At 43.3% G+C, this 24,989-nt stretch carries 21 protein-coding genes; 15 read left to right on the top strand and 6 right to left on the bottom strand.

All coding sequences use genetic code 11. From position 1 onward, the window contains the following. Window positions 1–18 precede the first annotated feature (18 nt). A complete protein-coding gene (locus L6H65_RS18905) occupies window positions 19–1,329 on the top strand; it encodes a DEAD/DEAH box helicase (protein ID WP_236344216.1) in 1,311 nt (436 codons plus the stop codon). Between the two features lie 81 nt (window positions 1,330–1,410). Here the strand turns inward: L6H65_RS18905 and L6H65_RS18900 are convergent, their stop codons facing one another. Beyond that, the gene (locus L6H65_RS18900; RefSeq protein WP_236344215.1) at window positions 1,411–4,509 is read right to left on the bottom strand and encodes an ATP-binding protein; all 3,099 of its coding nucleotides are present in this window, start codon (window positions 4,507–4,509) and stop codon (window positions 1,411–1,413) included. A gap of 271 nt (window positions 4,510–4,780) precedes the next feature. Here L6H65_RS18900 and L6H65_RS18895 point away from each other — a divergent pair, with 271 nt between their 5' ends. The 3 genes from L6H65_RS18895 to L6H65_RS18885 all read left to right on the top strand — a co-directional run bounded on the left by L6H65_RS18895 (window position 4,781) and on the right by L6H65_RS18885 (window position 12,056). Further along, on the top strand, window positions 4,781–5,203 hold the full coding sequence (locus L6H65_RS18895) for a DUF1801 domain-containing protein (protein ID WP_236344214.1): 423 nt from the start codon (window positions 4,781–4,783) through the stop codon (window positions 5,201–5,203). 263 nt (window positions 5,204–5,466) lie between these two features. Further along, the gene (locus tag L6H65_RS18890) at window positions 5,467–11,037 is read left to right on the top strand and encodes an S-layer homology domain-containing protein (RefSeq protein ID WP_236344213.1); all 5,571 of its coding nucleotides are present in this window, start codon (window positions 5,467–5,469) and stop codon (window positions 11,035–11,037) included. 203 nt (window positions 11,038–11,240) lie between these two features. Further along, entirely contained in the window at window positions 11,241–12,056 is an 816-nt protein-coding gene (locus tag L6H65_RS18885; protein WP_236344212.1) for a hypothetical protein, read from the top strand. An 81-nt stretch (window positions 12,057–12,137) separates the two neighbouring features. On the opposite strand, the gene L6H65_RS18880 is transcribed toward L6H65_RS18885, so the two are convergent. Beyond that, entirely contained in the window at window positions 12,138–12,725 is a 588-nt protein-coding gene (locus L6H65_RS18880; protein ID WP_236344211.1) for a histidine phosphatase family protein, read from the bottom strand. Between the two features lie 532 nt (window positions 12,726–13,257). Between L6H65_RS18880 and L6H65_RS18875 the strand changes: the two genes are divergently transcribed. The 4 genes from L6H65_RS18875 to L6H65_RS18860 all read left to right on the top strand — a co-directional run bounded on the left by L6H65_RS18875 (window position 13,258) and on the right by L6H65_RS18860 (window position 16,036). After that, entirely contained in the window at window positions 13,258–13,770 is a 513-nt protein-coding gene (locus L6H65_RS18875) for a CPCC family cysteine-rich protein (protein ID WP_236344210.1), read from the top strand. Window positions 13,771–13,858: 88 nt separating this feature from the next. Further along, a complete protein-coding gene (locus tag L6H65_RS18870) occupies window positions 13,859–14,182 on the top strand; it encodes an immunity protein TriTu family protein (RefSeq protein ID WP_236344209.1) in 324 nt (107 codons plus the stop codon). A gap of 127 nt (window positions 14,183–14,309) precedes the next feature. Continuing rightward, complete coding sequence (locus L6H65_RS18865) at window positions 14,310–14,879, top strand: SF0329 family protein (RefSeq protein WP_236344208.1); 570 nt, start codon at window positions 14,310–14,312, stop codon at window positions 14,877–14,879. 176 nt (window positions 14,880–15,055) lie between these two features. Next, window positions 15,056–16,036 (top strand): BtrH N-terminal domain-containing protein, encoded by a 981-nt coding sequence (locus L6H65_RS18860; protein ID WP_236344207.1) that lies wholly within the window; start codon window positions 15,056–15,058, stop codon window positions 16,034–16,036. Between the two features lie 102 nt (window positions 16,037–16,138). Here the strand turns inward: L6H65_RS18860 and L6H65_RS18855 are convergent, their stop codons facing one another. Further along, window positions 16,139–16,381, bottom strand: coding sequence for a helix-turn-helix domain-containing protein (locus L6H65_RS18855; protein ID WP_236344206.1), 243 nt, complete (start codon window positions 16,379–16,381; stop codon window positions 16,139–16,141). Window positions 16,382–16,424: 43 nt separating this feature from the next. Further along, window positions 16,425–16,769, bottom strand: coding sequence for a helix-turn-helix domain-containing protein (locus L6H65_RS18850; RefSeq protein ID WP_236344205.1), 345 nt, complete (start codon window positions 16,767–16,769; stop codon window positions 16,425–16,427). A 225-nt stretch (window positions 16,770–16,994) separates the two neighbouring features. Here L6H65_RS18850 and L6H65_RS18845 point away from each other — a divergent pair, with 225 nt between their 5' ends. Next, on the top strand, window positions 16,995–17,345 hold the full coding sequence (locus L6H65_RS18845; RefSeq protein WP_236344204.1) for a LytTR family DNA-binding domain-containing protein: 351 nt from the start codon (window positions 16,995–16,997) through the stop codon (window positions 17,343–17,345). Between the two features lie 381 nt (window positions 17,346–17,726). On the opposite strand, the gene L6H65_RS18840 is transcribed toward L6H65_RS18845, so the two are convergent. Beyond that, window positions 17,727–18,320, bottom strand: coding sequence for a PD-(D/E)XK nuclease domain-containing protein (locus L6H65_RS18840; protein WP_236344203.1), 594 nt, complete (start codon window positions 18,318–18,320; stop codon window positions 17,727–17,729). A 186-nt stretch (window positions 18,321–18,506) separates the two neighbouring features. Next, window positions 18,507–19,709, bottom strand: coding sequence for an AAA family ATPase (locus L6H65_RS18835; protein ID WP_236344202.1), 1,203 nt, complete (start codon window positions 19,707–19,709; stop codon window positions 18,507–18,509). A gap of 427 nt (window positions 19,710–20,136) precedes the next feature. On the opposite strand from L6H65_RS18835, the gene L6H65_RS18830 reads away from it, so the two are divergent. The 6 genes from L6H65_RS18830 (at window position 20,137) to L6H65_RS18805 (ending at window position 24,439) form a co-directional block, all read left to right on the top strand. Next, window positions 20,137–20,973 carry a GNAT family N-acetyltransferase gene (locus tag L6H65_RS18830; protein WP_236344201.1) on the top strand — a complete coding sequence of 279 codons (837 nt, stop codon included), beginning with the start codon at window positions 20,137–20,139 and terminating at the stop codon, window positions 20,971–20,973. Between the two features lie 23 nt (window positions 20,974–20,996). Beyond that, on the top strand, window positions 20,997–21,863 hold the full coding sequence (locus L6H65_RS18825; RefSeq protein ID WP_236344200.1) for an aminoglycoside phosphotransferase family protein: 867 nt from the start codon (window positions 20,997–20,999) through the stop codon (window positions 21,861–21,863). A gap of 167 nt (window positions 21,864–22,030) precedes the next feature. After that, a complete protein-coding gene (locus tag L6H65_RS18820; RefSeq protein WP_236344199.1) occupies window positions 22,031–22,696 on the top strand; it encodes a hypothetical protein in 666 nt (221 codons plus the stop codon). Window positions 22,697–22,822: 126 nt separating this feature from the next. Next, complete coding sequence (locus L6H65_RS18815; protein ID WP_236344198.1) at window positions 22,823–23,248, top strand: hypothetical protein; 426 nt, start codon at window positions 22,823–22,825, stop codon at window positions 23,246–23,248. Window positions 23,249–23,335: 87 nt separating this feature from the next. Then, entirely contained in the window at window positions 23,336–23,731 is a 396-nt protein-coding gene (locus L6H65_RS18810; RefSeq protein ID WP_236344197.1) for a hypothetical protein, read from the top strand. Window positions 23,732–23,986: 255 nt separating this feature from the next. Beyond that, window positions 23,987–24,439, top strand: coding sequence for an aegerolysin family protein (locus L6H65_RS18805; RefSeq protein ID WP_236344196.1), 453 nt, complete (start codon window positions 23,987–23,989; stop codon window positions 24,437–24,439). Window positions 24,440–24,989 lie beyond the last annotated feature (550 nt).

The raw sequence follows: 24,989 nt of genomic DNA, 5'->3' as shown, positions 1-24,989 counted from the left end.
GTAACCTAAGGAGCAAATATGACATTTAACGACTTGAATCTTATACCTGAAATTTTAAAAGCTTTAAGCAAAGAGAATTACGTTACCCCGACTCCGATTCAGGAACAGTCAATACCGGCTGTATTAGCCGGTAGAGATTTATTGGGATGCGCCCAGACGGGAACAGGGAAGACGGCTGCATTTTCTTTGCCGTTAATCCAGCTATTAAGTGAAGACCGAGTTAAACCCCATAAAGGACGCCGTATTCGCTCATTAATTTTAACACCGACTAGAGAGCTTGCTCTTCAGATCTATGAAAATATTCAAGCGTATAGTCAATATACCCAGATAACTTGTTCCGCGATCATTGGCGGCGTTTCACAGAAGGCTCAGGAGCGGGCGCTCAATCAAGGCGCGGACATTATTATTGCAACACCGGGCAGGCTTATCGATTTAGTGAATCAAAAGCGTATTGATCTGCAGCATATCAAAATACTCGTTCTTGATGAAGCAGACAGAATGCTGGATATGGGCTTCATTCATGATGTTAAGAAAATCATTGCGAAAATGCCTAGCAAGAAACAAACTCTTTTCTTCTCGGCAACGATGCCTCCGGAAATAGCCAAAATGGTAAAATCGCTTCTAACTGATCCTGTGAGAGTGAATATTATACCGGTCACTACTTCTGTGGATAGAATTCAGCAATCTATATATTTCATTGCAAAAGAAAATAAGCAAAAACAATTAAATCATCTATTGCTAGATGAAACCATTGCTTCTGCACTGGTGTTCACTCGAACCAAACATGGTGCTGACCGCGTTGTAAAAGAACTGGCTAAGGTGAAAATTTCAGCTGAGGCTATTCATGGCAACAAATCTCAGAATGCCCGTCAGTCTGCATTAAGCAATTTCAAGAGCGGTGTCACGCGTGTGCTGGTAGCGACAGATATTGCAGCAAGAGGAATTGATATCGATGAGCTATCTCATGTCATCAACTTCAACCTGCCTAATATTCCAGAAACCTATGTTCACCGAATTGGTCGTACAGGCAGAGCAGGACTGAGCGGTACGGCGATCTCTTTGTGTGAAGTGGATGAAATTCCGCACCTTAAGGTGATTGAGAAATTGATCGGCAAGACGATCCCTGAAGTGAAGGACCATGCTTTTCCGATGAAGGTTGGAGAGGTTCCGTCAAAGGCTGTACAATCATCGAAACCATCAGCTGCAAGAGCAGCAAGTTCCAAGCCTGCGGCTTCATCAAAACCGGCGAAGCCACAAGTGAACCCTTCACGTAAACCGAAGCCGAAATCGGAATGGTTTAGCAAGGGCCGTCAAACAAGCAGAGGCTGAGCCGTGAAAAGTGGCAAGCACGGTGGAGGGCTGTCCTTAAAGTCAATGATAAAGACTTTAAGGACACACCTATTCCACTTATTACAGTAGTCTGTCTTTAATATCGAGCATATGAATAATGATCGTTGTCCCTTTGCCGACCTCACTGTTCATTTGAAAACGAGCTCCTTTAATAAGCGAAAGCTTTCTAAATGGATTTGTAAAGCCCAGGCGCTCATTTCGACCACGCAATAGCTCTTGCTGCTTTTCTAGAGGAATCCCGACACCGTTATCCTCTATCGTGATTTTGATATGCTGCTGCTCCCGCTCGATAGTAAGACGCAGTGTTCCGCCATTTTCGCTTTTGGATATCCCGTGCTGAACAGCATTTTCCACTAGCGGCTGCAGTGTCATTGCGGGGATATAGGTTTGAATCGTTTCGTCGATATTATATTCGATATGAAGCCTTTCTTCGAAGCGCATTTGTTCTATCGCTAAGTATGCCTTCACTAACTGTATTTCTTCCTTCAAAGGGATGAGTGAGCGCTGCTTCTGGTAATCCAGCTTTCCCCGGAAATAGGTAGAAAGATGTTCTAATGCCGTTTGGGTTTTTTTCTGGTCAGACCAGCTTAGCGCAATAATCGCATTGAGTGTGTTGTACAAAAAATGCGGTGTAATCTGAGCGTAAAAGTAGCTGAGTTCATGCTCTACAGCATCCTGTGCTGATTTTTTCATTAATAATAAGGACTCGATCCGCATTTCTAATTCCTTCAAATTAACAGGCTTTTGCAAGTAATCATTGGCTCCTAATTGGAAGGATACAACTAAGTCGGACAATTGTCCTGCTGCTGTTAATATGATGACAGGCAATTCTACTAAGTCTTGCTCCTGTCTGATCGTTTTGCAAACCTCATATCCCGTCATATGGGGCATCATTAAATCTAAAATTAATAGATCCACCTTTTCCGTTTCAATGATGTCGAGTGCTTCCTGCCCGCTGCCTACTGCAATTACGCTATAATGAAGCGAATGAAGCATATTAATAAGCACCTTCAAGTTGGCAGGCTCGTCATCTACGATTAATATCGTATACGGCTTTGATCCTTTCACTTTTACAGGCGACTGCTCCATCTCCGGATTTATCATTTGGGCAGCCGCAACTTGTTCGTTCATTTTGTGATTGTGTATTTCCTTATGCCCTACTAGCTGTTGATTAGTAGCCAGCGGGATCGTGAAGGTGAAGCATGAACCTTTACCTACTTCAGAAGTTACCCAAATGCGTCCGCCTGCACGCTCCACAATTTTCTTGGCAATGCTTAATCCCAAACCAAGTCCTTCTGACTCCCTGATCCGGCTGCTTTCAACTTGATAAAAGGTTGTAAATATGAGGTCTTGATACTCTATGGCAATACCTGGACCCGTATCCTCAACCGATATGTGCATCTGTTCCTCTATGATTTGAGCTGAGATCGTGATCGTTCCCTGCTTGGTGAATTTAATCGCATTGTAGATCAGATTGAAGAAAACTTGCTTTAGCTTTTGCTCATCGGTGTAGACAAGCGGCAAATTTTCGGGAATCGTATTGATCAATTGAACAGGCAGAGCGGGCGGCATGACATAGGCAATCTCAGCGAGCACTTCCTCAATAATTCGAATTTCGATCGGTCTGGATGTAAAAGACACCTCACCTTGCTTTATTTCAGAAATGGATAAAAGCTCCTTAACCAAGCCTGCCAATCTTCTACTAACCGAGTGTATCAAAGTAACACTTTCTTGCTGTTTCCTTTTTAAAGGCCCCTCTACACCCTCCAGCAGCGATTGAGAAAGATTCATAATGCCGTGAAGCGGAGTGCGGAGCTCGTGTGATGTTTTGACTAGAAATTCATCCTTCATTCGGTCGAATTCAAGCAATTCATTAGACAGTTCCTCTACTTTATTATAGGTCTGCTGAGAACGGTGACTCATTAATAGCGCCAAGTTCATCACCATAATTAAAAACAAAAGAAGTGACGGCATTTCGATATCCACTTCAAATAGCAGGACAATTGCTAGCAGGACACCATAAAGAGCAAACGTATAAACAACAATCAGCACATAGCCGGATTCATCCGTTTTTTGCTTATAGGCTTTTAGCAGCATAATAAAAATATACACATAACCAATAGCGGTAGTCCCTGAAATAATGAGTTGAATGAGCGAAAAGGAAACCGTTACCATTAGATCAATCGTTATGCTTAACACACACACTGCCAAGGCTTGAAATCCTAACATTGCACTTAATGCAGTGACGATCCTTTTGCTGGTAGACATATTGAAGAAATGATAGACAAACAGCAGAAAGAATAATACGAAAAGTGTAAGTGAAATGGCTTGTATTTCTACTTGTGAAATGGGGTTGAGCTCCGGAAATATGAGGTAGATCCATCTTTCATTTATCGTAGATATATGTACAGCTTGCGCTAAACTGAATAGACTAAAATACAGCTCATACCGGAATCTTCGTTTATGCTGTAAATAGGTCGTAAAGTATATAAATGAAAACAGCAAATAGCCGGCAATAAGAAAGGCTTCTATGAGTTTTCCGCGGTCTTGTTTTGCTACTATTTGATCGGCTGGACCGAAATAGAGCGAACTGACAATCCCGCCAACAGCATAGTCATAATTGGCAACTTGTATAACAAGCTCTATGTGTCCATTTCTGCTATTTCCCAGCACGACATACTTTTTGTAATCGAAGCGATATTCTTCGGTGCTTATTGAAGGAACACCTGCTGAGCCAAGCTCCTCCCCGTTTAAGTACACTTTATTGGCATTTCGAATCGTATTCAGCTTTATACCGTAACGGTCATCCTCTGGAACATGAATAAGCAAGCGATACGTACCTGCCCCATTAGGAGTAGCGTTCTCAGCTCTATAACGATTCCAAGCTGCAGGTACTGGAATGGATTGGCGTTTGTTCTTATAATGTTCAAAAACATCGACATCTGGGCTGGGCACAATTAATTCATCCGGATAGAAGTCCCAGTCTCCATCAAGCGTAATCATTCCTTCATCCTGCCGATCCCAATGCTGCAATGAAAGAACACCATTTTCAGCTGCGAATTTATTGGAGTCGAATACACGAAAGGAGTGGAGGACGAAGTATGTTGTCAAGAAAGTGATAGCGATCATAATTAGGGTGAGCATCTTTCTGTTTTTCACATAGTCAATTCCTTTCACTATGAGAGCTTCACCTATTATGGCACTTGAGACCATTCTAACAGGCGGCAGCGCATCTTGCTTCGTGTTCAATCCTTAATATAGAATATTTAAATAGTTTACCATAAATTTTTTAGATGTGTTACGAGTAGAAGTGTAGGTTCTGACAACTGGAGAGCCATACTCCCGTTAACGATATTTACGAATGAAGTCATGTACAGACATGTTATAATTATGATTAGTATTTACCCGCTTGAGAGGAGAGGTTTCACCTATGTATGAACAGAAAACAAAAGAAACCGACAACAGTGTCATTGAGTTTATTGAAAATGTTGAAAATCTTAAGAAGCGTGAAGATGCCTATAAGCTGTTGGATATATTTACCGAAGCGACGGGCTATGAAGCGAAGATGTGGGGACCGAGTATCATTGGCTTTGGTTCGTATCATTACAGGTATGATTCCGGTCATGAAGGCGATGCGCCGCTGGCAGGTTTTTCACCCCGCAAAGCGAAGATCAGCTTGTATTTTGCGACAGGTGACACTGAGCGAGGGGCACTGTTGAATGACCTCGGAAAACATACGGCTGCGAAAGCGTGTGTCTACATCAATAAGGTAGCAGATATTAATGTTGATGTTCTGGCAGCGTTAATAAACCAATCGGTACAGTTTCTGAAAGAAAGATATCCGAATCATTGAAACCAGCCTTGTTAAAAGGCGGACATCATTGACTTGCTGCAGCTTCAAGATTCAAGTGCATCGCTCCTTCGTATAGGGGTGAAGATGCACTTTTTTTTATGCAGGGGATTTATTTCGTATTATTTCGTGTTGAAGCACGGTTAATAAAGGGAATCCGAATGATTTGTCGAATTATGATAATTATTGTCGAATTATATACAGATTCGATATGGATTAGTTCGAATGATTAATGCAAGTAATCTATTGTTGTGGGGGAATTCATAGTGGGCAATTCAGACAGCATGAAGGCAAGAAACGGGAGAACGGTAAGTACATTTTCGAAAATGATGGCATGCTTGGCGACATTCGCAGCTTTTTCTACAGTGATATTCTGTTATTTCACAGTTTCTGTGGCGGCTGCGGCACCGGCAAGTCAGGATTTTGAAGATATCCCTGCCGGAACAGAGAGTTCTGTCAGTGGTTCGCTAACATTTGATGGATTGATTTATTCAACAGATGCTGCGGGCGATATTATGGTAGTCGATACTGTTGAGAATATCACTGCTTATCCCTCGCCAAGCTTAGGCAGCGGCAATGGCTTGTCTTCTGCCTATAATGGGACGGACCCGTCTGCTACTTACTTTCAATTCGCATCCGTCAGCAATGGGGACAACTTTAAGCTGACCGCATTGAATGCCGAGGTTTGGGGCCATGGTTCGGCTAATAGTGAAATTTATAGGATCGATGGCTATGATGACGGTGTGATAAAAGCGACGGCAACTGTTGATTTTGCCGCCACCAGCACTTATGGATTGGATGATAATTCGGTTAGCTATACTCGTCTTTCGACACAGTACGAGATAGACAATAGCGGTAACGGTGGTCTGCTGTCATTTACCGGAAGTGCATGGGGCAATATCGACCAAGTTCGCATGACCGTTGCCGATAGCAGCCCAAATACATTTATGACCGTAATGATCGATAATCTTATGGTTGATTCCCCTGTGTTCCCTCCTTCCTCTACTACAAGCACAGCATCCAATGTTTCTTATACGAGTGCAACACTTAACAGCACTGTCAATGATAATGGGACCAACACGACGGTAACATTTGATTATGGCACAACTGCCAGCTATGGTATGAATGCTTCTGCAACTACAGGAGGAACTGTCGTTGCGGGTACTGGTAATACTGCTGCTTCAGTTGATCTCACAAGTCTATCGCCTAATACTACTTATCATTATCGAGTGAAAGCAGTGAGCAGCGCAGGGACTGCTTATGGCAGTGATCAGACCTTTACGACTCTTGCCCCTGCACAGACGGCAACTGTATCGGTTGCAGCAACGAGCCCAGTCGCAGGTGCGGCCAATTCGGTGACTCTGACAGTGAACAACTCACTGGGCAACACCGACACGACATTTAACGGCGCGCACGATGTAGCGATCTCTGGCTACACGCAAGCGCCGAATAACACCTTCGGCAGCTTTAATGGCACGGCGCTAACGGCTTCGCCGAATACGGTCAGCGTCACCTTCACGAACGGTGAAGCGACAGTGGACCTGTCGTTGAATGACGCTGCGCTGCAGACGATTGGATTTAGCATCACTGGTGTGTCCACGCCAGCGACGAATACGCTGGGGATTACGCCAGCGGCGGGCGATACCGCTTCGATGGCGGTTACAACAGCGATTACAGCTCCTGCGAGCAATGGCGGTGTGTTCGCACAGCAAGCGGCCATCACGCTTCTGGATGCTTATGGAAATATAAATACAAGTGACAATACGAGCGTAATCACAGCCTCGAAGAAGGACGGAGGAGCGTGGACGCTCACGGGAACGACGACAGCGACCGCTAGCTCCGGCATTGCGACCTTCACGAATCTGGGCGGAGACAACGCTGCGAGTGTAAGCGGAGCCCAGCTTGCCTTTGATGCAGCGGGATTAACGCAAGTGACAAGCGCGGCTGTAACATTGCCAGCTCCTGCCCCAGCACAGACGGCAGCTGTATCGGCGGCAGCAACGAGCCCAGTAGCAGGTGCGGCCAATTCGGTGACATTGACAGTGAACAACTCACTGGGCAACACCGACACGACATTTAATGGTGCGCACGATGTAGCGGTCTCTGGCTACACGCAAGCGCCGAATAACAGCTTCGGCGGCTTTAATGGAACCGCATTAACGGCTTCACCGAATACGGTCAGCGTAGTCTTCACGAACGGTGAAGCGACAGTGGACCTGTCCTTGAATCACGCTGCGCTGCAGACGATTGGATTCAGCATCACTGGTGTGTCCACGCCAGCGACGAATACGCTGGGGATTACGCCAGCGGCGGGCGATACCGCTTCGATGGCGGTCACAACAGCGATTACAGCTCCTGCCAGCAATGGCGGTGTGTTCGCACAGCAAGCGGCCATCACGCTTCTGGATGCTTATGGAAACATTAGTACAAGCGACAATACGAGCGTAATCACAGCCTCGAAGTCGGACGGGGGAGCGTGGACGCTCACGGGAACGACGACAGCGACGGCTAGCTCCGGCATTGCGACCTTCACTAATCTGGGCGCAGACAACGTAGCGAGTGTAAGCGGAGCCCAACTCGCCTTTGATGCAGCGGGATTAACGCAAGTGACAAGCGCGGCTGTAACATTGCCAGCTCCTGCCCCTGCACAGACGGCAGCTGTATCGGCGGCAGCAACGAGCCCAGTGGCAGGTGCGGCCAATTCGGTGACATTGACAGTGAAAAATACACTGGGCAATACCGACACGACATTTAACGGTGCGCACGATGTAGCGGTCTCTGGCTACACGCAAGCGCCGAATAACACCTTCGGCAGCTTTAATGGAACCGCGCTAACGGCTTCGCCGAATACGGTCAGCGTAGTCTTCACGAACGGTGAAGCGACAGTGGACCTGTCGTTGAATGACGCTTCGCTGCAGACGATCGGATTCAGCATCACAGGTGTGGCAACGCCAGCGACGAATACGCTGGGGATTACGCCAGCGGCGGGCGATGCCGCTTCGATGGCGGTTACAACAGCGATTACAGCTCCTGCCAGCAATGGAGGCGTGTTCGCACAGCAAGCAGTCATCACGCTTCTGGATGCTTACGGGAATGTAAGTGCAGGCGACAATACGAGTATAATCACAGCCTCGAAGACGGACGGGGGAGCGTGGACGCTCACCGGAACGACGACAGCGACGGCTAGCTCCGGTATTGCGACCTTCACTAATCTGGGCGCAGACAACGAAGCGAGCGTAAGCGGAGCCCAGCTTGCCTTTGATGCAGCGGGATTAACGCAAGTGACAAGCGCGGCTGTAACATTGCCAGCTCCTGCCCCTGCACAGACGGCAGCTGTATCGGCGGCAGCAACGAGCCCAGTGGCAGGTGCGACGAATTCGGTGACATTGACAGTGAAAAATGCACTGGGCAACACCGACACGACATTTAACGGCGCGCACGATGTAGCGATCTCTGGCTACACGCAAGCGCCGAATAACACCTTCGGCAGCTTTAATGGAACCGCGCTAACGGCTTCGCCGAATACGGTCAGCGTCACCTTCACGAACGGTGAAGCGACAGTGGACCTGTCGTTGAATGACGCTGCGCTGCAGACGATTGGATTTAGCATCACTGGTGTGTCCACGCCAGCGACGAATACGCTGGGGATTACGCCAGCGGCGGGCGATACCGCATCGATGGCGGTCACAACAGGGATAACAGCTCCTGCCAGCAATGGAGGCGTGTTCGCACAGCAAGCGGTCATCACGCTACTGGATGCTTATGGGAATGTAAGTGCAGGCGACAATACGAGTGTAATCACAGCCTCGAAGACGGACGGGGGAGCGTGGACGCTCACGGGAACGACGACAGCGACGGCTAGCTCCGGCATTGCGACCTTCACGAATCTGGGCGCAGACAACGCTGCGAGTGTAAGCGGAGCCCAACTCGCCTTTGATGCAGCGGGATTAACGCAAGTGACAAGCGGTACAGTGAACTTGCCTTGGCCGACGCTTTCTGCTCCAACCATTACATCCATAACGGTTGGAGATGGTCATGCGACGATTAGTTGGAGCGAAGTATACGGGGCAGCCGAATACGCCGTATTTCAAGGGACGGCTTCTGGCGCTTACGGGGCTGCTGTCGGAACAACAAGCAGTTCGATATTTAGCTATGATGCAACAGGGCTGAGCAATGGCACGACGTATTATTTTGTGGTCAAAGCTGCTAATCCAGGAGGCGAAGGTACTGCTTCTATGGAGAAGACAGGGACGCCAAGAACAGTAGCTGCCGCACCAACAGACATATCGGCAACAGCAGGGGACAGGCAAGCAACGATCGTCTTCAAAGCGCCGACAGTTAATGGCGGAAGTCCGATCACGGGGTATGAGGTAACTGCTTCTCCTGGTGATATCATCGTCAAGGGAACAGCTAGCCCAATCACAATAACAGGTCTGGAGAATGGCACGTCCTATACGTTTACAGTCAAGGCGATCAATGAGGCGGGAAGCAGCGTATCCTCCAGTATCTCTAATAGTGTCATTCCTTTCTCGCCGCCAAGCAGCAATCCTTCAGTGCCGAGTCCTTCAACTTCAACTCCAACTACTACAGGAGCGGATGTTCTTGTCAACGGCAAGGTGGAGAATGCGGGAACGGTAGAAACAGCCAAGGTGAACGATCAGACGATTACAACCATCGCGGTGGATCAGAGCAAATTGGAAGAACGGCTCAAAGAGGAAGCTCAAGGGGCAGTGATTACGATTCCGGTCGCAACCAAATCCGATGTTGTTGTGGGTAGATTGAACGGACAGATGATTCAGAATCTTGAGGGGAAACAGGCGATTGTAGTCATTCAGACAGAGGATGCCAGCTACTCTCTGCCTGCTCAGCAGGTCAATATACATGCATTAGCAGATCAATTCGGCGAAAATGTAGCGCTTCAGGATATTAGAGTGCAGATTGAAATCGAAGCTTCGACAACGGAAACCTTGAAAGTCGCTGAAGATTCAGCATCCAAAGGTGATTTCACTGTTGTTGTTCCGCCGTTCAACTTCAAGGTCACGGCGACTTACGGAGACAAAACGATTGAAGTGTCCAGGTTCAATACTTATGTCGAACGTTCAATTGCCATTCCAGACGGTGTGGACCCGAATAAGATCACTACCGGCATCGTTATCGAGCCAGATGGAACTGTTCGTCATGTGCCGACCAAAATCGTATCTCGCGAAGGCAAGTATTACGCTCAGATAAACAGCGTAACTAACAGCACGTACGTAGTTGTATGGCACCCGCTTACATTCACGGATGTTGCCCAGCATTGGGCTAAAGCTGCAGTAAACGATATGGGCTCAAGAATGATCATAAGCGGCATCGGCAATGATAGATTCAATCCCGATCAAGACATTACGCGTGCGGAGTTTGCTGCGATTGTCGTTCGTGGATTGGGATTGAAGCTGGAGAGCGGATCGAATATTTTCACAGATGTGAAGAGCTCGGACTGGTACAGCAGCGCGATTCAAACGGCCACCGCCTACGGTTTGATCACCGGATACGAGGATGGGACGTTCGGTCCGATGGATAAAATTACTCGTGAGCAAGCAATGATGATCATTGCGAAGGCGATGAAGGTTTCCGGTCTGAAGGCGAAGCTGCCAGCTGCAACGTCTGAACAACTGCTGAATCCATTCGTGGACGCTGCTCATGTTTCAGAATGGGCCAAGAGCAGTGTTGCCGACAGCATTCAGGGAGGGATCGTGTCAGGAAGAAGCAACGCGCATCTTGAGCCAAAGGCGAATATTACAAGAGCAGAGGTTGCTGTTATCGTTCAGAAGCTGCTTCAGAAGTCGGATTTGATTTAAGTCACTATCCCGATTGAAGTAAACATAAGGGTTATCCTTCGAGCGGCTTTTGGGCTGCTTGGGGGATAGCCCTATTTATTGGTTGATATTATGGGTGTATAATTGAAATATAGAAAATTTTATAAATATGCAACATTCTAAATCGTAAAAAACGCACGTAAATTAAAACAAACGGAGCTGTTTTGATGATGGAAGCGATGTATATGGAGCTTGATATTATTTTGTTGAATTTTAAAGAAAAATTAAATACCGTCAGTTATTACGAGTTTGAATATAGGATTGTTTTGAATGGCCCCGGTTACGGGGAAGTTGAGTATCGTACAACGAACAGAGATAAGCTTATTAAGAAGGTTTGCGAAACAATGATGCATAAGGAAGATAGCAACGGCAGCAGGTTGGTACAGGTACAAAGTCGAGTAGCAAAAAGATATGGAGCAGAAATAGACGGCATTCTTGTATTTCTAGTAGAAAATTTGCCGGACGATGACTTCATTGCTTTTTTTGCGACGAGGACGATACAAGATTGCATTGCTTTTAAATACAATTGTCAAGGAAGCGAAGCTCCACTCTCAGAATTTAATGGCAAGGGTGAAGCCGATATAGTAAACGATATGATCAAGGTTGAAAAGGAGATCATTAAAGCAGCGCATGCTTTTGAATATATCAAAGATACGAACACCTCAGGCAAGAGTATGAAGCAAACAGTAATAAATAAGCCATTCGGTGATCGGCAGTTGGCTGCCGTTGCAGCCTTTATTTGTGCGGCAATCGGATTTGTATATGCGTGTTACGCTTTTTACAAAGGGCAATTCACCTCAAACACAATCGAAACGATAGGGTTCCCAGGGTATAGTTGCAACATAGACAGCACTATTCTGTCCGTCATCGCATTGTTCTGCTCGCTCATTGTTTTGTTTGCAGGCTTGCTGTACAAGAAGGTGAAAGCTCAGAAGAAGCTGAAAGAGAACCCGGGGCGGGGCAATGCTAACCTGTCAGAGAGGGAAAGGAGATTGCCATGAACATTCGGACCCCCTTCTACGCAGCGGGCATAGCAGGGGTCAAGTGCATCTCTCCCTCGGAAAGAGGTGAAGATGCACTTTTCACTGTACCCGCGCGGGATTCCACATTCTTGTAACCTCTACTAATGCCCCATCATTGAATTCCATTCTGTACACATCTGGTTTGGATATTAGATGGCATAAAAAATTCAAATCGTACTGGTTGTCATAATGCCCCATCATTAATGTCATTACAACTCCATGTGTGCCTAAAGCTATTTTTCGTCCGCGATAGATCTTTAATAGATCTTTCAAGACCGTTATGGCTCGGTTCTGACAATCGGCATTAGACTCCCCTCCCGTTAAAGAAAAGGTTGGATCCGAATACGACTTCTCCAACAAAGGGAGTAATTCGTTATCGGGCATTCGGCTGTCTTCATTTAAAAAAATCCGTTCTTTAAGATCTTCAAATACAATAATTTCTTGTCCTGAACATTGAGCCAGCTCCTGTAGGGTTAGGATGGCTCGTTGGTATGGGCTTGAAACGAAAACCTCGATCCCCTCTCCTTCCAATAATTGGGTTATCCGATTAGCATCTGACTTTCCTTTATCAGTTAATCCTCGTGTTCTTTCATTTCCTTCCGTCTTCGGTGATTCGCTATGTCTCACCATGTAAATAAAAGTTTTCATAATAGCCTCCAAGAAGAGTTGATGGATTTGTTCAAATACTCTTTATTTGCGGTTTCTGCGGGTGCTGTCAGTACTATTTATATATTCAGGGAAAATTCCCAAAATCCTCTTGATCTCAAAGAGAAGGAGGCGGGCAATCGACGACTGATGTAAAATAATGCGAGATTGTTATCGGAAACCTACCTATTATGCAATCTACACACATAAGGTATAATGGATTGGGGTTGGCATGCTGATGAAAAAATGAGGGAAATCGTATGGAAAGTGAAAGTATGGAACTACATTTACTGCTTAAAAAGCAACTTCGATTTCCTGATTTTTACAAAATGAATTGGAATGTCTTTTGGGATGCGATAACAGTAGTAGAATTGCTTAAACATTTGTCATATTTAGGCTGTAAAATTTTACATAAAAAACTTTCTGATGATGCTCAAACATACAGGAACTATTGAATGACTTGAATAAACAATATCCCTCTTGGGGTTGTAGTGTGGGAATTAATTAAAAGTATGAATTTATAAAATGGGTGAATATGATGCTCAAACATACATGTCCTTGTTGTGGTTATGACACTTTGGATAGTGATGGTCACTACGATATTTGCAAAATTTGTTACTGGGAAGATGACCCGTATCAGAAAGAAAATCCTTATTCTGAAGGTGGGGCAAATCATATCTCATTAGCAGAAGCACAAATAAACTATCTTACCTATGGTGCATGTGAAAAGAATTACACCGACCTTGTAAGGGAATCAATTGCCAACGATACTAGGAATCCCGATTGGAAACCAGCACTTGAGGACAAGTTGTTTGAACTGAAACTTGCTTGTAGAAAATTTATTCGAGGTAACATAGGGATTGAGAAATTAGAGCATAACCTCTCTTGGATTGGTGTACCTAACGAACACAGGGAGATCGTAAAGGAAGTGGAACGGCAATTAGAGATTATACGGTTTTGTAGTATAGATTATAAACAACATAATGAAGCACTTGACGTTGTGAACGATATGCTGAAAAAGCTGAATATTGTCATAGAGGGTGATTAGGATGGAAATCATTCTACCGAAATGCCCGTTTCCAGTAAAGGCTTATTGATGAAGCGTAATGAGACAGTACGTATTAAGGTGGTGAGGCATGGTTAGACAAAAATTTCAGAGGTGGATTGAGAATAACATCGACACATTGCAAAATGAAGGTATAGTAACGGAATATACTATGCCAGATGTAGAAGATATAGAAAGCCTATCTAAACCATTCATAAAAATAGTTCAAGAAACAAAATTGTGTCTAGGACAAGTTATAGTATATAAATCTAGAGAGATGGTATTTGAAGTCATTCACATAGAGTCAGAAGAATTGTTACTGTGGAAATACTTCGAAAACATTAAAGATGATACTGACTTTCAAATGATATTGCATCCATACTTCCAAACGCTAAAGAGTGGTCGAATCCGTTAAATCCAAGCAAGTATTTTACTACAAGCGAGTTTATGCCAATACTTAACTGACAATTATAGTCTAGACTCTTCTAGATCGCATAATACATCACGCTAAGTATTTATAATATAGAGCATAGGAGGATTACATGTCCTGGAGCAAATTGAAGCAGAATCTGGAAAGCTTTCTCTGTCCCGCGTTAAATGGAAGGGTTGAATACCGTGCAACCAGCTATCGTTATTTACCTGATAAAGCAGGACAATGTTATATTGCTGTAGATAAAAAGAACGTACTCAATATGAGTGATACAACTACTTTAATCAGATGGTATCAGACGGAGCTGGAAATTAAGAATGATCCAGATATCCAAATTCCTATCAGCAATGAAGAAATGGAAGCGATCAGAAGGGATACCAAGGGGCTCGTTCCGGAGGATCGTCTACAAGTAATTGCAAGAAGCAGAAAAATATCTGAATATGCAAAGGAGCTCCTGTCAGCTCAGTCATCATTAAGCAAATCCAATTTTACTGTTGTTGCTAATCAATTTTTATCCACTTCAATTGAGGAAAGCATAGAGAGCAATGATATCTTATTGAATATTCTAGCTTTGGTGGACAGACGAGTTGGAAAAAAACGAATTTTAAACATGTCCGAGAATATCAAGTTAAAGCATCCAATTGTGCAGTACTTTTATGAATTACGGCGTAGTGCGTTATGAGAATAAATAACTCGTTCACCTCCAATCGAGAGCCCTGCGGCTAACTTTAGAATGGTTTCTTGTATAACCGATTCAGCCATTCACAAGGAGGAGAAAGACTGCCGCTGCACGTTTGGGCTTTGTTTTATCATCCGATAAGTCTCATTGATAAACAAGCTGGAAGGAGAGGCTACTTGATGATCATAAAAGATTTTATTCCGTTCACGGGGGAACATTGTGAGACGACGGCCATGGGCAATCTGCTTTCTCATGCGGGAGTTCGTTTGTCAGAACCGTTATTGTTCGGGATCGGAGAAGGCTTGGGGTTTATTTACTGGGATATGAAGGGAATGGAGTTTCCGTTTATCGGAGGCAGGATTAAACCCGATGAACTGACAGCCCGTATTGCGTCCCGTCTAAACGTGACTCTCACCATGCAGGAAACTGCCTCAGTGACGAAAGCATGGAGCAATATCAAAGCAAACATCGATCGTGATTTTCCCGTAGGATTAAAATTAGATTGTTATCACTTGGATTATTTTACGAACAAAATTCATTTTGCAGCACATTATGTCGCCATGTACGGATACGACGACGAATTCGCTTATATGATTGATACATCGCAACAGGGAGGCAAGGTTAGGACACGCTTGGAAACGTTGGCGCTCGCTAGAAATGAAAAGGGATCCATGAGTTCCAAAAATCGCTCCTTCGCAATCGAAAAAACAAATGATATCCCACCACTGGCTCCCGTCATTCGAGCGTCGATTTCAAGCAACGCCTATCAATATTTGAATCCACCGATCCGTAATATTGGATTAAAGGGGATTGAAAAAATGAGCGCCGAAATACTCAAGTGGCCTTCCAGAAGCCAAAATATGGCCCATGATTTATGTTTGACAGCATTACTCATGGAAAAAGGGGGGACTGGTGGCGCGTTTTTTCGCAATTTGTACAGGGACTTTCTCAAGGAAAGCATGGAAATATGCGGCGATTCAAAAATAGAGCGAGCCTACTTATCATTCATAGAAATTGCTTCGCTATGGAATGAAGTTTCTACCTGTATAGACAAAGCGGGAATGACCGGGCAGATAGACAATCTAAATCAAGCATCCAAACTATTGCTACATATTGCCCAGAAAGAAAAAGAAGCGATGGAGCTTTTAACGGGGCTTTAAAGCGGCCACGGAATGAAACAATTTGAATAAAGGGCGAACGATAGGACAATAAGTCTTTATCGTTCGCTCTTTATATTTGTCTAGAGGCTTCTGAAGGGATATTTATTCACCTTTATCCTCATCGATGTATTCAAATTCAACCAGCTTAATCATATCCGAGGGCTTGATATCGAGCGCTTTTGCTAAAGCAAAAATTGTGGTTAGTGTCGGTTGGTGAAAGCCTCTCTCTAGCATCGATATATAAGTTCGATCAAGGTTGCTTCGGAATGCTAGCTCCTCTTGATTCAATTTATTCTTGATACGAAGTGATTTGAGTACTTTGGCAAACAAAAATTCTATGTTCATAGGAGCGCCTTCTCTTGATTCAGTGGTTATACCATGTAGGTCACTAATACTGTTTAAATATCTCGTTCAAAATGGCATTCGCCCGTTTTAAGTCGGCCGCACTGCGGTTCTGCAATTTAAGCAAGATTTCTTTCATTTCAGAAGGAGCCTCGGTCACAGCAAATTTTTCATACTCCTGAACCGCGGAGAATAATTGGTATACGCCGACGTTTAACGCTTTCGCCAATTTGCCAAGATTGAGGAGTGATATGTTCTTCTCACCGCGTTCAATTGCACCCACATACGAGAAGTGGAAGCCCGCCTTTTCCCCAAGAGCTTCTTGCGACAACCCTTGCGCTTTTCTTAACTCTCTAATCCTTGCTCCGACTAATTTTAATATATCATCCATGAGATATTACTTCCCTTTTTATCCAAAGGGTAACCCTCATTGAAATGGAATGACATATGGCGTTTATTATCAAAACTAATTATTGATTCTATAGGGTATCATTAGTATAATCTTCAGTAAATAATACTCATAAATATCAGAATAAAATCATCCTTATTCTTATTTCGCTGCGTTTTGACTAAGCCACCTGAGCTTTCAATTCATTTCCCGAGGAGAGAAACAACCATGTACCTGCCAATAAAGACATCTGATGGCGGCTATAAAATATTGGAGATGAATGAGGATGTGCTGTATCTACAGAGGGATGGTGGTGAAGGACTGAGCTTCCATACTTTTGACGAGGAGTATAAGGCGCTGCTGCGGGTTGAGGATTGGGCACATTACTTGCATCCTATGGGATTCCTGCGTATAGATCGGGGGACAATCGTGAACCTGCACAAAGTAAAAGAATTCAATCATGAGCTTAGAGTGCTTGTGTTGAAAACGTCTAATGGCAAGGTAACTCTTCCCGTTGCAGAGCCGATGATTAAGATACTGCTTCAAGAGCTGCGGGGACTAGGAGTGGAAAGAGAATGACGCGAACAAGCAGTTGGTATTGCATTGCAATTTGACACAGGTGCAGCAGAAGCCTCTCAACGGGCAAAGAACAGCCCATTGTTTGCAGGCTGGCATAGTATTGGGCAGAGGCAGTTCTGGACTTGCACCTAAGGCGTTTCTAGACCTGTGCACCAAACCAGTTTTCACGATCAGGTGCATAAGAGTCTTGCGCTGCGGGAACGGAACGGCGAGTGGCGGAGCAGGGCGTCGAATCGGCCCACTGCTCCCGAAGTTTAATGAACGCATCATAAAACGCAATGGAACAAATAGATGAGGCGTGACGAGTTGGTGATGTTGTTCAAGATTGTTGCATCTCGTCAACTTTGCGTTTGAAACTTTTTAGATGAAAGGGGCCTTTTCTCATATTACATTTACCGGTTGGATTACAATTGTTTTAATCTGTTTGGTATCTTGAGTCCTGTTATAGTTCTTGCAGAATGCGTCAACATTTGAAATGATTTTATCTTTATCGTAGATAAAGAAATAGATGTACTTTTTCGGGTAATGAAATGCATCTGACCCAATCTCTTCCGTGAGTTTTCTCTCAGTCATATTTTGACGAGAACATTTAACTTCGATTACAGTTTCATAGGAATCGATAAATATATCAAAGCGATAGCCCTTGTATCCCCCGTCATTTGGTACCTCAACTCTTGCTTCAGGAAAAATTGGACGGATTAATGAATAAAGCAAGCGCTGCACATCATACTCGTTACCGAGAGCAATTTTAGCGAGATTCTCTAGTTTTAAAGTTCCGTTACGGTGTAAAGGAGTTTGATACATTTCGTAGATATGCTTATCGAAATTTTCAAGAACCCTGCGTATGATAAGATGGAAGTGTACTTCATCGATTTCAATAAGAGGCTTGACGGGATCAAACAGCCCGGCATTGATATCTGTAATTAAATTCTCTAGGTAGGGTTGTGCTTGAAACATTCGTTCTTTCGTGATCATGACAAACCTCTGTGCTATGGACTGATCGGAAAAGAAACGCTCTAAAATGCGACTGGTAGTATCAATCCATCCGCTGTAATCAGCCGATTTTGTCTGTGGGAAACATTGAATTTGCACTTGAAGCGCAGTTATAATTGTCGGTTTATCTTCGGTAATTGTAGCCAGGATAATACCCCCTTCGTTTAATTAAAGAATACCCCAGCGCAAAAAGAACAGGAATAACGGTTCTATAATGTAGACTTCATCATCCTTATATTCGAACACTTGATACATCGGTTCGCTACTCTGCATAATTGACTGCATCTGATCAAGGGCTGCTTTGATTTTCACTCGATCAGGCTTATCAGCAATATCACCAAGTAACACATCGATTCTTCGTTTGATGCTGTCGGTAGAGAGGCTCACAGTTGGTGGATCATCAGCAATCGCTTTAAGAAGCAATTCATAGATATCGGTTTCTTCATTTTTTATGGTCATATAGGTTTTTCTTTTTTGCCCTCTGGGATTAGGGCCTGTTTTTAGCTTCCTGGCAACCTCTTGATAAGCAAGAAGATTTAATGAAGTCATTCTGTACGCCTGGTCCAGGATATCTTGATCAGGCATTACCGGATTATCTATATTGTCGATATCGAGTATCATGCTAAGGTTATAACAGATGGATTGCATTAGTTGAGGGGATGATAAACTCTCTTTCGCGATGTTGTCGGCGATCTTAAGATCAATTTGCATATTTAGTTTGTTGAAACCTGCGACAGCAATTTCCCGCAGTTCATCTGTATTCCAGGGCTCGATATTAATCAAATTCAGTCTCCCGCTTAAATCAGCATTTTTTCGAATGGCATCGTCTGAACGATGAGGTAAGGATATAATGATGGTTCGAAGCCCTTTACGAATCGCATCTTTGAGCTGATAGGCAATCTCAAACTGCTTACTTGGTGAAGCGTAATGGAAATCATCTAATAGCAAAACTAAATTATTAGCTGTAAAATATTGAATGACTTTATCTTTGTTGGAGCGGAAAGACTCGGTTATGAAAGTTGTGATTCCTTCTTTTGTTCCGGCAAGACCTTGACCTTCAATCGTGCGTATTTCTGTATGGTCACGTTCGAGCGGAATACCGACTTTATTCGCAATCGTTTCCCAGAAGTCCTCGGTATCCTTGAAGTCGCTTCCTATAAAGTCAACGTATCGATCTTGGCCGATCACTTTGTCACACAACACAGTTTTGCCTGTTTTCGATGGACCTACAATTGAAGTTAAAAATCCGACCATATCGACCACGTTATGGAGACGGAATTCATAGGTCAGACCAAATTCCGATTTGCGAGAAATATAGGTGTGAATCGGAAGGGCACCAGCAATAAAGACATCTCTAACTCTAAGCTTCAAAATATCACCCCTCAGCAATATATAATGGATTCAGCTGCTCTAAAATTTGTATCACCGTATAGTATAACCCTAAATGGAATGAGATAACAGAAATATATAACCTTTTCGAAAAAATGACTATAGAAACCCCTTAAATTATCTGTCGATTAGTATATATAGCTAAACCTTCGATTGAACCTCATTAATATCCATGACCTTAAAGAAAAAGTACAATGTTAAAATCTTTCGAGTGATTTAACAATATGCGTTTAATACATACATTTAACAAGTGAGCAGAAGTTTTCATACCGCCACGGCGAAAGGAATTTCGCCTTTGAGATGATACAGTGAAATTTATCAGTAGTATGGGCTAGGTGAAAGTTTTTTACCAGTGAGACTCTTTATATGGTAAAATAAGGTTTATTGCAAACGAAATAAGGTGACTCAGATGATTCTTATTGATGAAAGAAACGAATGGTTGGCCAGTAAATTAGTGCGTATAGATAGCGATATGATGTTTGCAGGGGTTGTTGCCGGCAATAATCCGGGAAAAGTGTGGGTCGATAATCAATCGGCTCCGTCATCCGCAATCGTGTGGTCTAGCGGGTTGGGCGGTTTCAGCTTCATGGGTAGTGCTAGCAACAGTTCCTTTAATGGATCTATCGCAATGCTCATCGATAATGAAATTATTCCTTTCTTGAAAAGTAAGGATATGAATCATTTTGAGTTCTCGGTGGATTCGGATGACTGGTGTCCTATCATATATCAACTTATCGGTAAAAGACGGATAGAGGAGAGTTTTCAGTATGTCTATAAATCTAGTTTTGAATTAAATGGAAGTCTCTGCACGGATCATGTAGAACCATTTAGAATGGTGGAGATTGATGAGGCTCTATTGCTTGATCTGAATAACGGTGAAATGAAAAATGCAGATTTTTTGACCAATTATATTCAACAATATTGGGGTACTCTACCTAATTATTTAGGCAAGGGTTATGGTTACGCAGCGGTCACGGAGGAACAAGAAATTGTAAGTATAGCGGTTTCTTCAGCAATGTTTAACGCCACACATGTAATCGGGGTAGAAACGCTTGAAGATTACCAAAGACGGGGTCTATCTAATTCCCTTGTGAAATTATTATTAAAGAAATTCAAAGAGAACAATATTACTGCTTGGTGGGATTGTATGGAGAGTAATATTGCTTCTCAAAAAACTGCTGAGAAAGCAGGGTTATTGAAAGCATATCGTTACAAAATAAATTGGTTTAACTTTGATCCTATCTAAACAGCAAGGAAGGAGGAGCGTTAATGGGAACCTCTATAGGTAACGTGAATTGGATAGAAAAAAACGAAATGATGGATGCTTTATTAAAGCAGGAAGACAGCCTAACGACACAGCTAATGGAGCAAGGATTTGAAGCTGAGGTCATGAAGATAGGCTCACTTAAAGAGAGCTTTGTATTGAAAGTATGGAATAAGAGCTCTAAACCAGATGTTAGTGTTCAATTTCGGTTGCTGAATGTTCTGTTTGAACGCGGAGTATCCGTTTCTAAACCAGTGGGCTGGGGGATGAATCCAAACGGAGAACAGGTACTGTTAACAACCTTTGACGGGACGCCTGTTACTAGCATGAATAAAAAGAAAATGACGGATATTGCAGAAATATTATCAAGCATCCATCAAACCCTCGTAAATGAGATTGGTAATCTACATCTTCCAAAGTACGATTTCATAGACTATTTTTTCCCCGGAGTATGCGAACACACTGACCTGCATCATGCATTGCTTTCTCTTGTTCACAGTACTCCAATAAAGCAAGAACGCATTATACATGGCGATTTCCATTTGCGAAACATTTTGGAGGCGAATGGCCGATATACCGTTATAGATTGGACGAACGGACAATTAGGTGACCCCAGGTATGATTTTGCTTGGTCGCTTGTGCTGCAAAAAATATATTTCTCAGAGCGGTATGCACAGGTGTTTCGTTCCGCTTACCTAAGGGACAGTGATATTCAGCCCAAGGAGCTTGAAGCTTTTGAAGCGCTGGCTTGTCTCAGATGGATCTTGCTTTACAGAAACGGCGATATACCCAAAGGGTCTAACGCAATTAAGAGGGTAGAAGGTGTAATAATAAACAATCCATTCTTGAAAAAGGTGGAATTCGTTTTATAGTCCGGAACACTAGAACAACTTTTCGGAATTTCCAATAGTCAGCACCCCACACTTAGGGCGAAAATATCAAGAACGTTGTACCTTCCCCTTTTAGCCGTAAGTGTTTGGTTCAGATAATGGGTTCTGTAAGTTAAATCTCTGAAAGGATTGATGATGAGTTGTACAAGTTGGACATCGACAGAGAAAAGTTCTGGAACGGATGCATATTGGCGGTGATTGCTCATGCCGTAATGACTGCACATTACCCTGAATTTTCATTCGAACAATCATGGGATGGCATAAACTACAATGTACAAAATGGAGCAGGCACACGAGGAACAATTACATTCCACGACGAATTAATTGTAGCCGCATTTAGAAATGAACAAAGTGGTCGCCTTCATAGAAACGACTTGACCCAAACAGCTCAAAAGAGCCTCCATAACGCACCATCAGCGGTTTATGAAGTCGCTATGTCAGAAACACTTCAATACTTGCTTGATGAGCTTGACGGGCAAACAATACCGCTAATTACGACGCTGTTTTATTGTGTGAATGGTGACTTTGTTTCCAACGATAATATAGAAGATTTATTTGAACACGGTGCAGAGATTATTCAAACGCAACTGTTGGGTTATACAGACGAAGCAATGAAGCGATGGCAGGATTATTATGAAATGACACAAGAGCAAAGCGATTTGGTTTTGTCGTTATTCCACCGTAAACTCCAGAATCCAGGAACCGAAATCAGATTAACGCAAGTGGAAGCAAACCTTATTGGACTGGAAAACGCAGAAGGTATCGAGGAGTGTCGTGAATCGCTTGAAGAATTAGGTATTGTATTGCCAATCTAGTCACAGGATTCCTCAACTAACGGATACGATACTGCAATGACAACAGGTTGCCGTCAGCATGCTCGGCTAATGGGCTTGACAAAAACTGATTAAAGTGGGGTTTACGTGTTGGAGTATAGAGACTTAATGGAACTAAAGGATATATTTTTCTTTGGTCTAAAAGAGCCAGAAGTAAATTCATTATCAATGTATTTCAGCAAGAGTGAAGAAGGAGATCCTGAATTCCTTATTATTGGTGAAAAATTTTTTGGAGACTCTTACCCAATCAACGTTGACGAGAATTCCCCATTAATACAAATTGACTTTCAGACTTATGTTGCTTATTCAATCCGAAATGAATCATTTACATCTTGGGATGACTATGAGGAATTCGAAGGAAAGATATTTAGAATCTATAAGAAATCAAGGTATCTTGATTTTATTTCTGTTGGAACTTTTGCGTCAGAAGATTTTCCAGGAACATTTCAGCACTATGGCATTTGTTGTCTTGACCACATTATTGATGTAGTCTCGGTCTCTAAACCTGTTGTAAGTGAAATAATAAGGTGTTAACTGCAATAGTACTGAACAAGGACGATAATTCTATCGTTTCGGCGGCCAGTGTTTCGCCAACGGGGGCATGATAATGGAAAAAAGGAGATGAAGATTATTTTTAGAGATGCACAGCATGCTTGGAATCCTACACAAGAAGAAATAAAAGCATGGGCATACAGTGGGGAGAAGATCCCGGAGCAGGATTGGGAGCTGGCTGTAAATAGTCTTGAAAATATACCGATGATTTGCTCATTAATTGATGACGAAAAATGCAATCGTACTTTATTTTTTCTTGGTAGTCTCTATGTTTTTATAGGAGATATTGTTAGATCTGGAGAGGCTGAAGAAATTGGAAGGCTGTCTGAGTTATTAAATACAATGAAAATGAAAGCAAAATCTGAAAGACTCATCGATTGGATCAAACGTTCTAAATACCTTATACAACATCCAAATACATATGATTATGACTATTGGGGGCTTGGTTCCAAGCACGTTTATTAAGCTGTCTAAAAATGCTAGATCACATCTTTATGAATTGCCACACGTTTAATGATTTTGTGAATCATATCCCTCAGGATTTCCTCGTTACTTACATCTAGCGCGGCGAACTTCATTAACCCCGCCTTAATTGCTGATATGATCGTATATTTCAACTATTTTTGGTAGAATTGTATTGGAAACATCCGTAAATAACATTGCCGGGTTGTGATTCTTTCGAAGCAGCCATGTAAAACTAATCATTCGGGAGGAAAAACAATGTCAGATCTCTTATGGGTCGAAATCGTTATCGAAAATTACAACTCTGAAGTAACCATTCGAAATATTACGCTTGAATGGGGGAGGTTGTACAATTTAGGTGATAGAGACAACGAAATCAGCGCCGAATCGCTCAACGGAACCGTTATTAAAGCGGGCAAAAGGCTTTGGATTTGCGCATGCGGTCGCAGTTGGTCTCCATCCGGAACGGAAGGAAGCTTCCAACTATTTGACCCTGAGAACAAGTTGATTGGCACGTATTCCTGGGATTGCCCCTTAGGTCAAAGAATGAATAAATCTTCTTGGACTAAAAGTAACGACACAAATTTCCGATTTGATTTTTACCCTGGAAATTGTAATTATGGTGGATATGAAAAGCGTGACGGTACTAACATAGGCAGAGTTACGCTTCGTTTATGGGATGCAAGTAAACCGCCTTATACCCGATATTAATTGACGTATCCCATCTTACGCAACAAACATAGGATGATGCAAGAAAGAAGTGCCTGACCACGATTTCCGTAGTCAGGCCTTTTCATTAGATAGATTTGTTAACACGGTTTATCGGGTGTTCAGGATTATGCGGGGGGAACCGTACCATCTCGCATCCCTCCCGGTAGGGTCCGAAGTATTTACTTCTTCTTACCCATTTCACACCGATTGGGAACTGTTGGAGATTTTCAGCTATTCAGTACTAGTGCCTTACAGCTCGCTTGAACAGAAAGGTTTTCGTCTTTCATAAAAAAATAGCAGATCTGATAACAATACGTCTCATGCTGTTTAAGTACCCCAAGTCGAGTCTGCAGATCCAGCCTATCCACGTCCTTTCATTCTTGTTCACTGCTTTTTTTAAGAGCTTGTTGACTCAAACCTCGGCTAGTGGTTAGCATAACTGCTGGCAGCACCTATTGACTCTGCAGCCTTCAAGGCGATTCATCCTGCGAGGATAATTGGATCGGTTAACCACAATTTGTACCCTTACTTGTTACTGGTGAGAACACCT

Origin of the sequence: Paenibacillus plantiphilus (genome assembly GCF_927798095.1) — a bacterium.
Taxonomy (GTDB): Bacteria; Bacillota; Bacilli; order Paenibacillales; family Paenibacillaceae; genus Paenibacillus_Z; species Paenibacillus_Z plantiphilus.
This window is presented reverse-complemented; position numbering and strand designations above follow the sequence as displayed.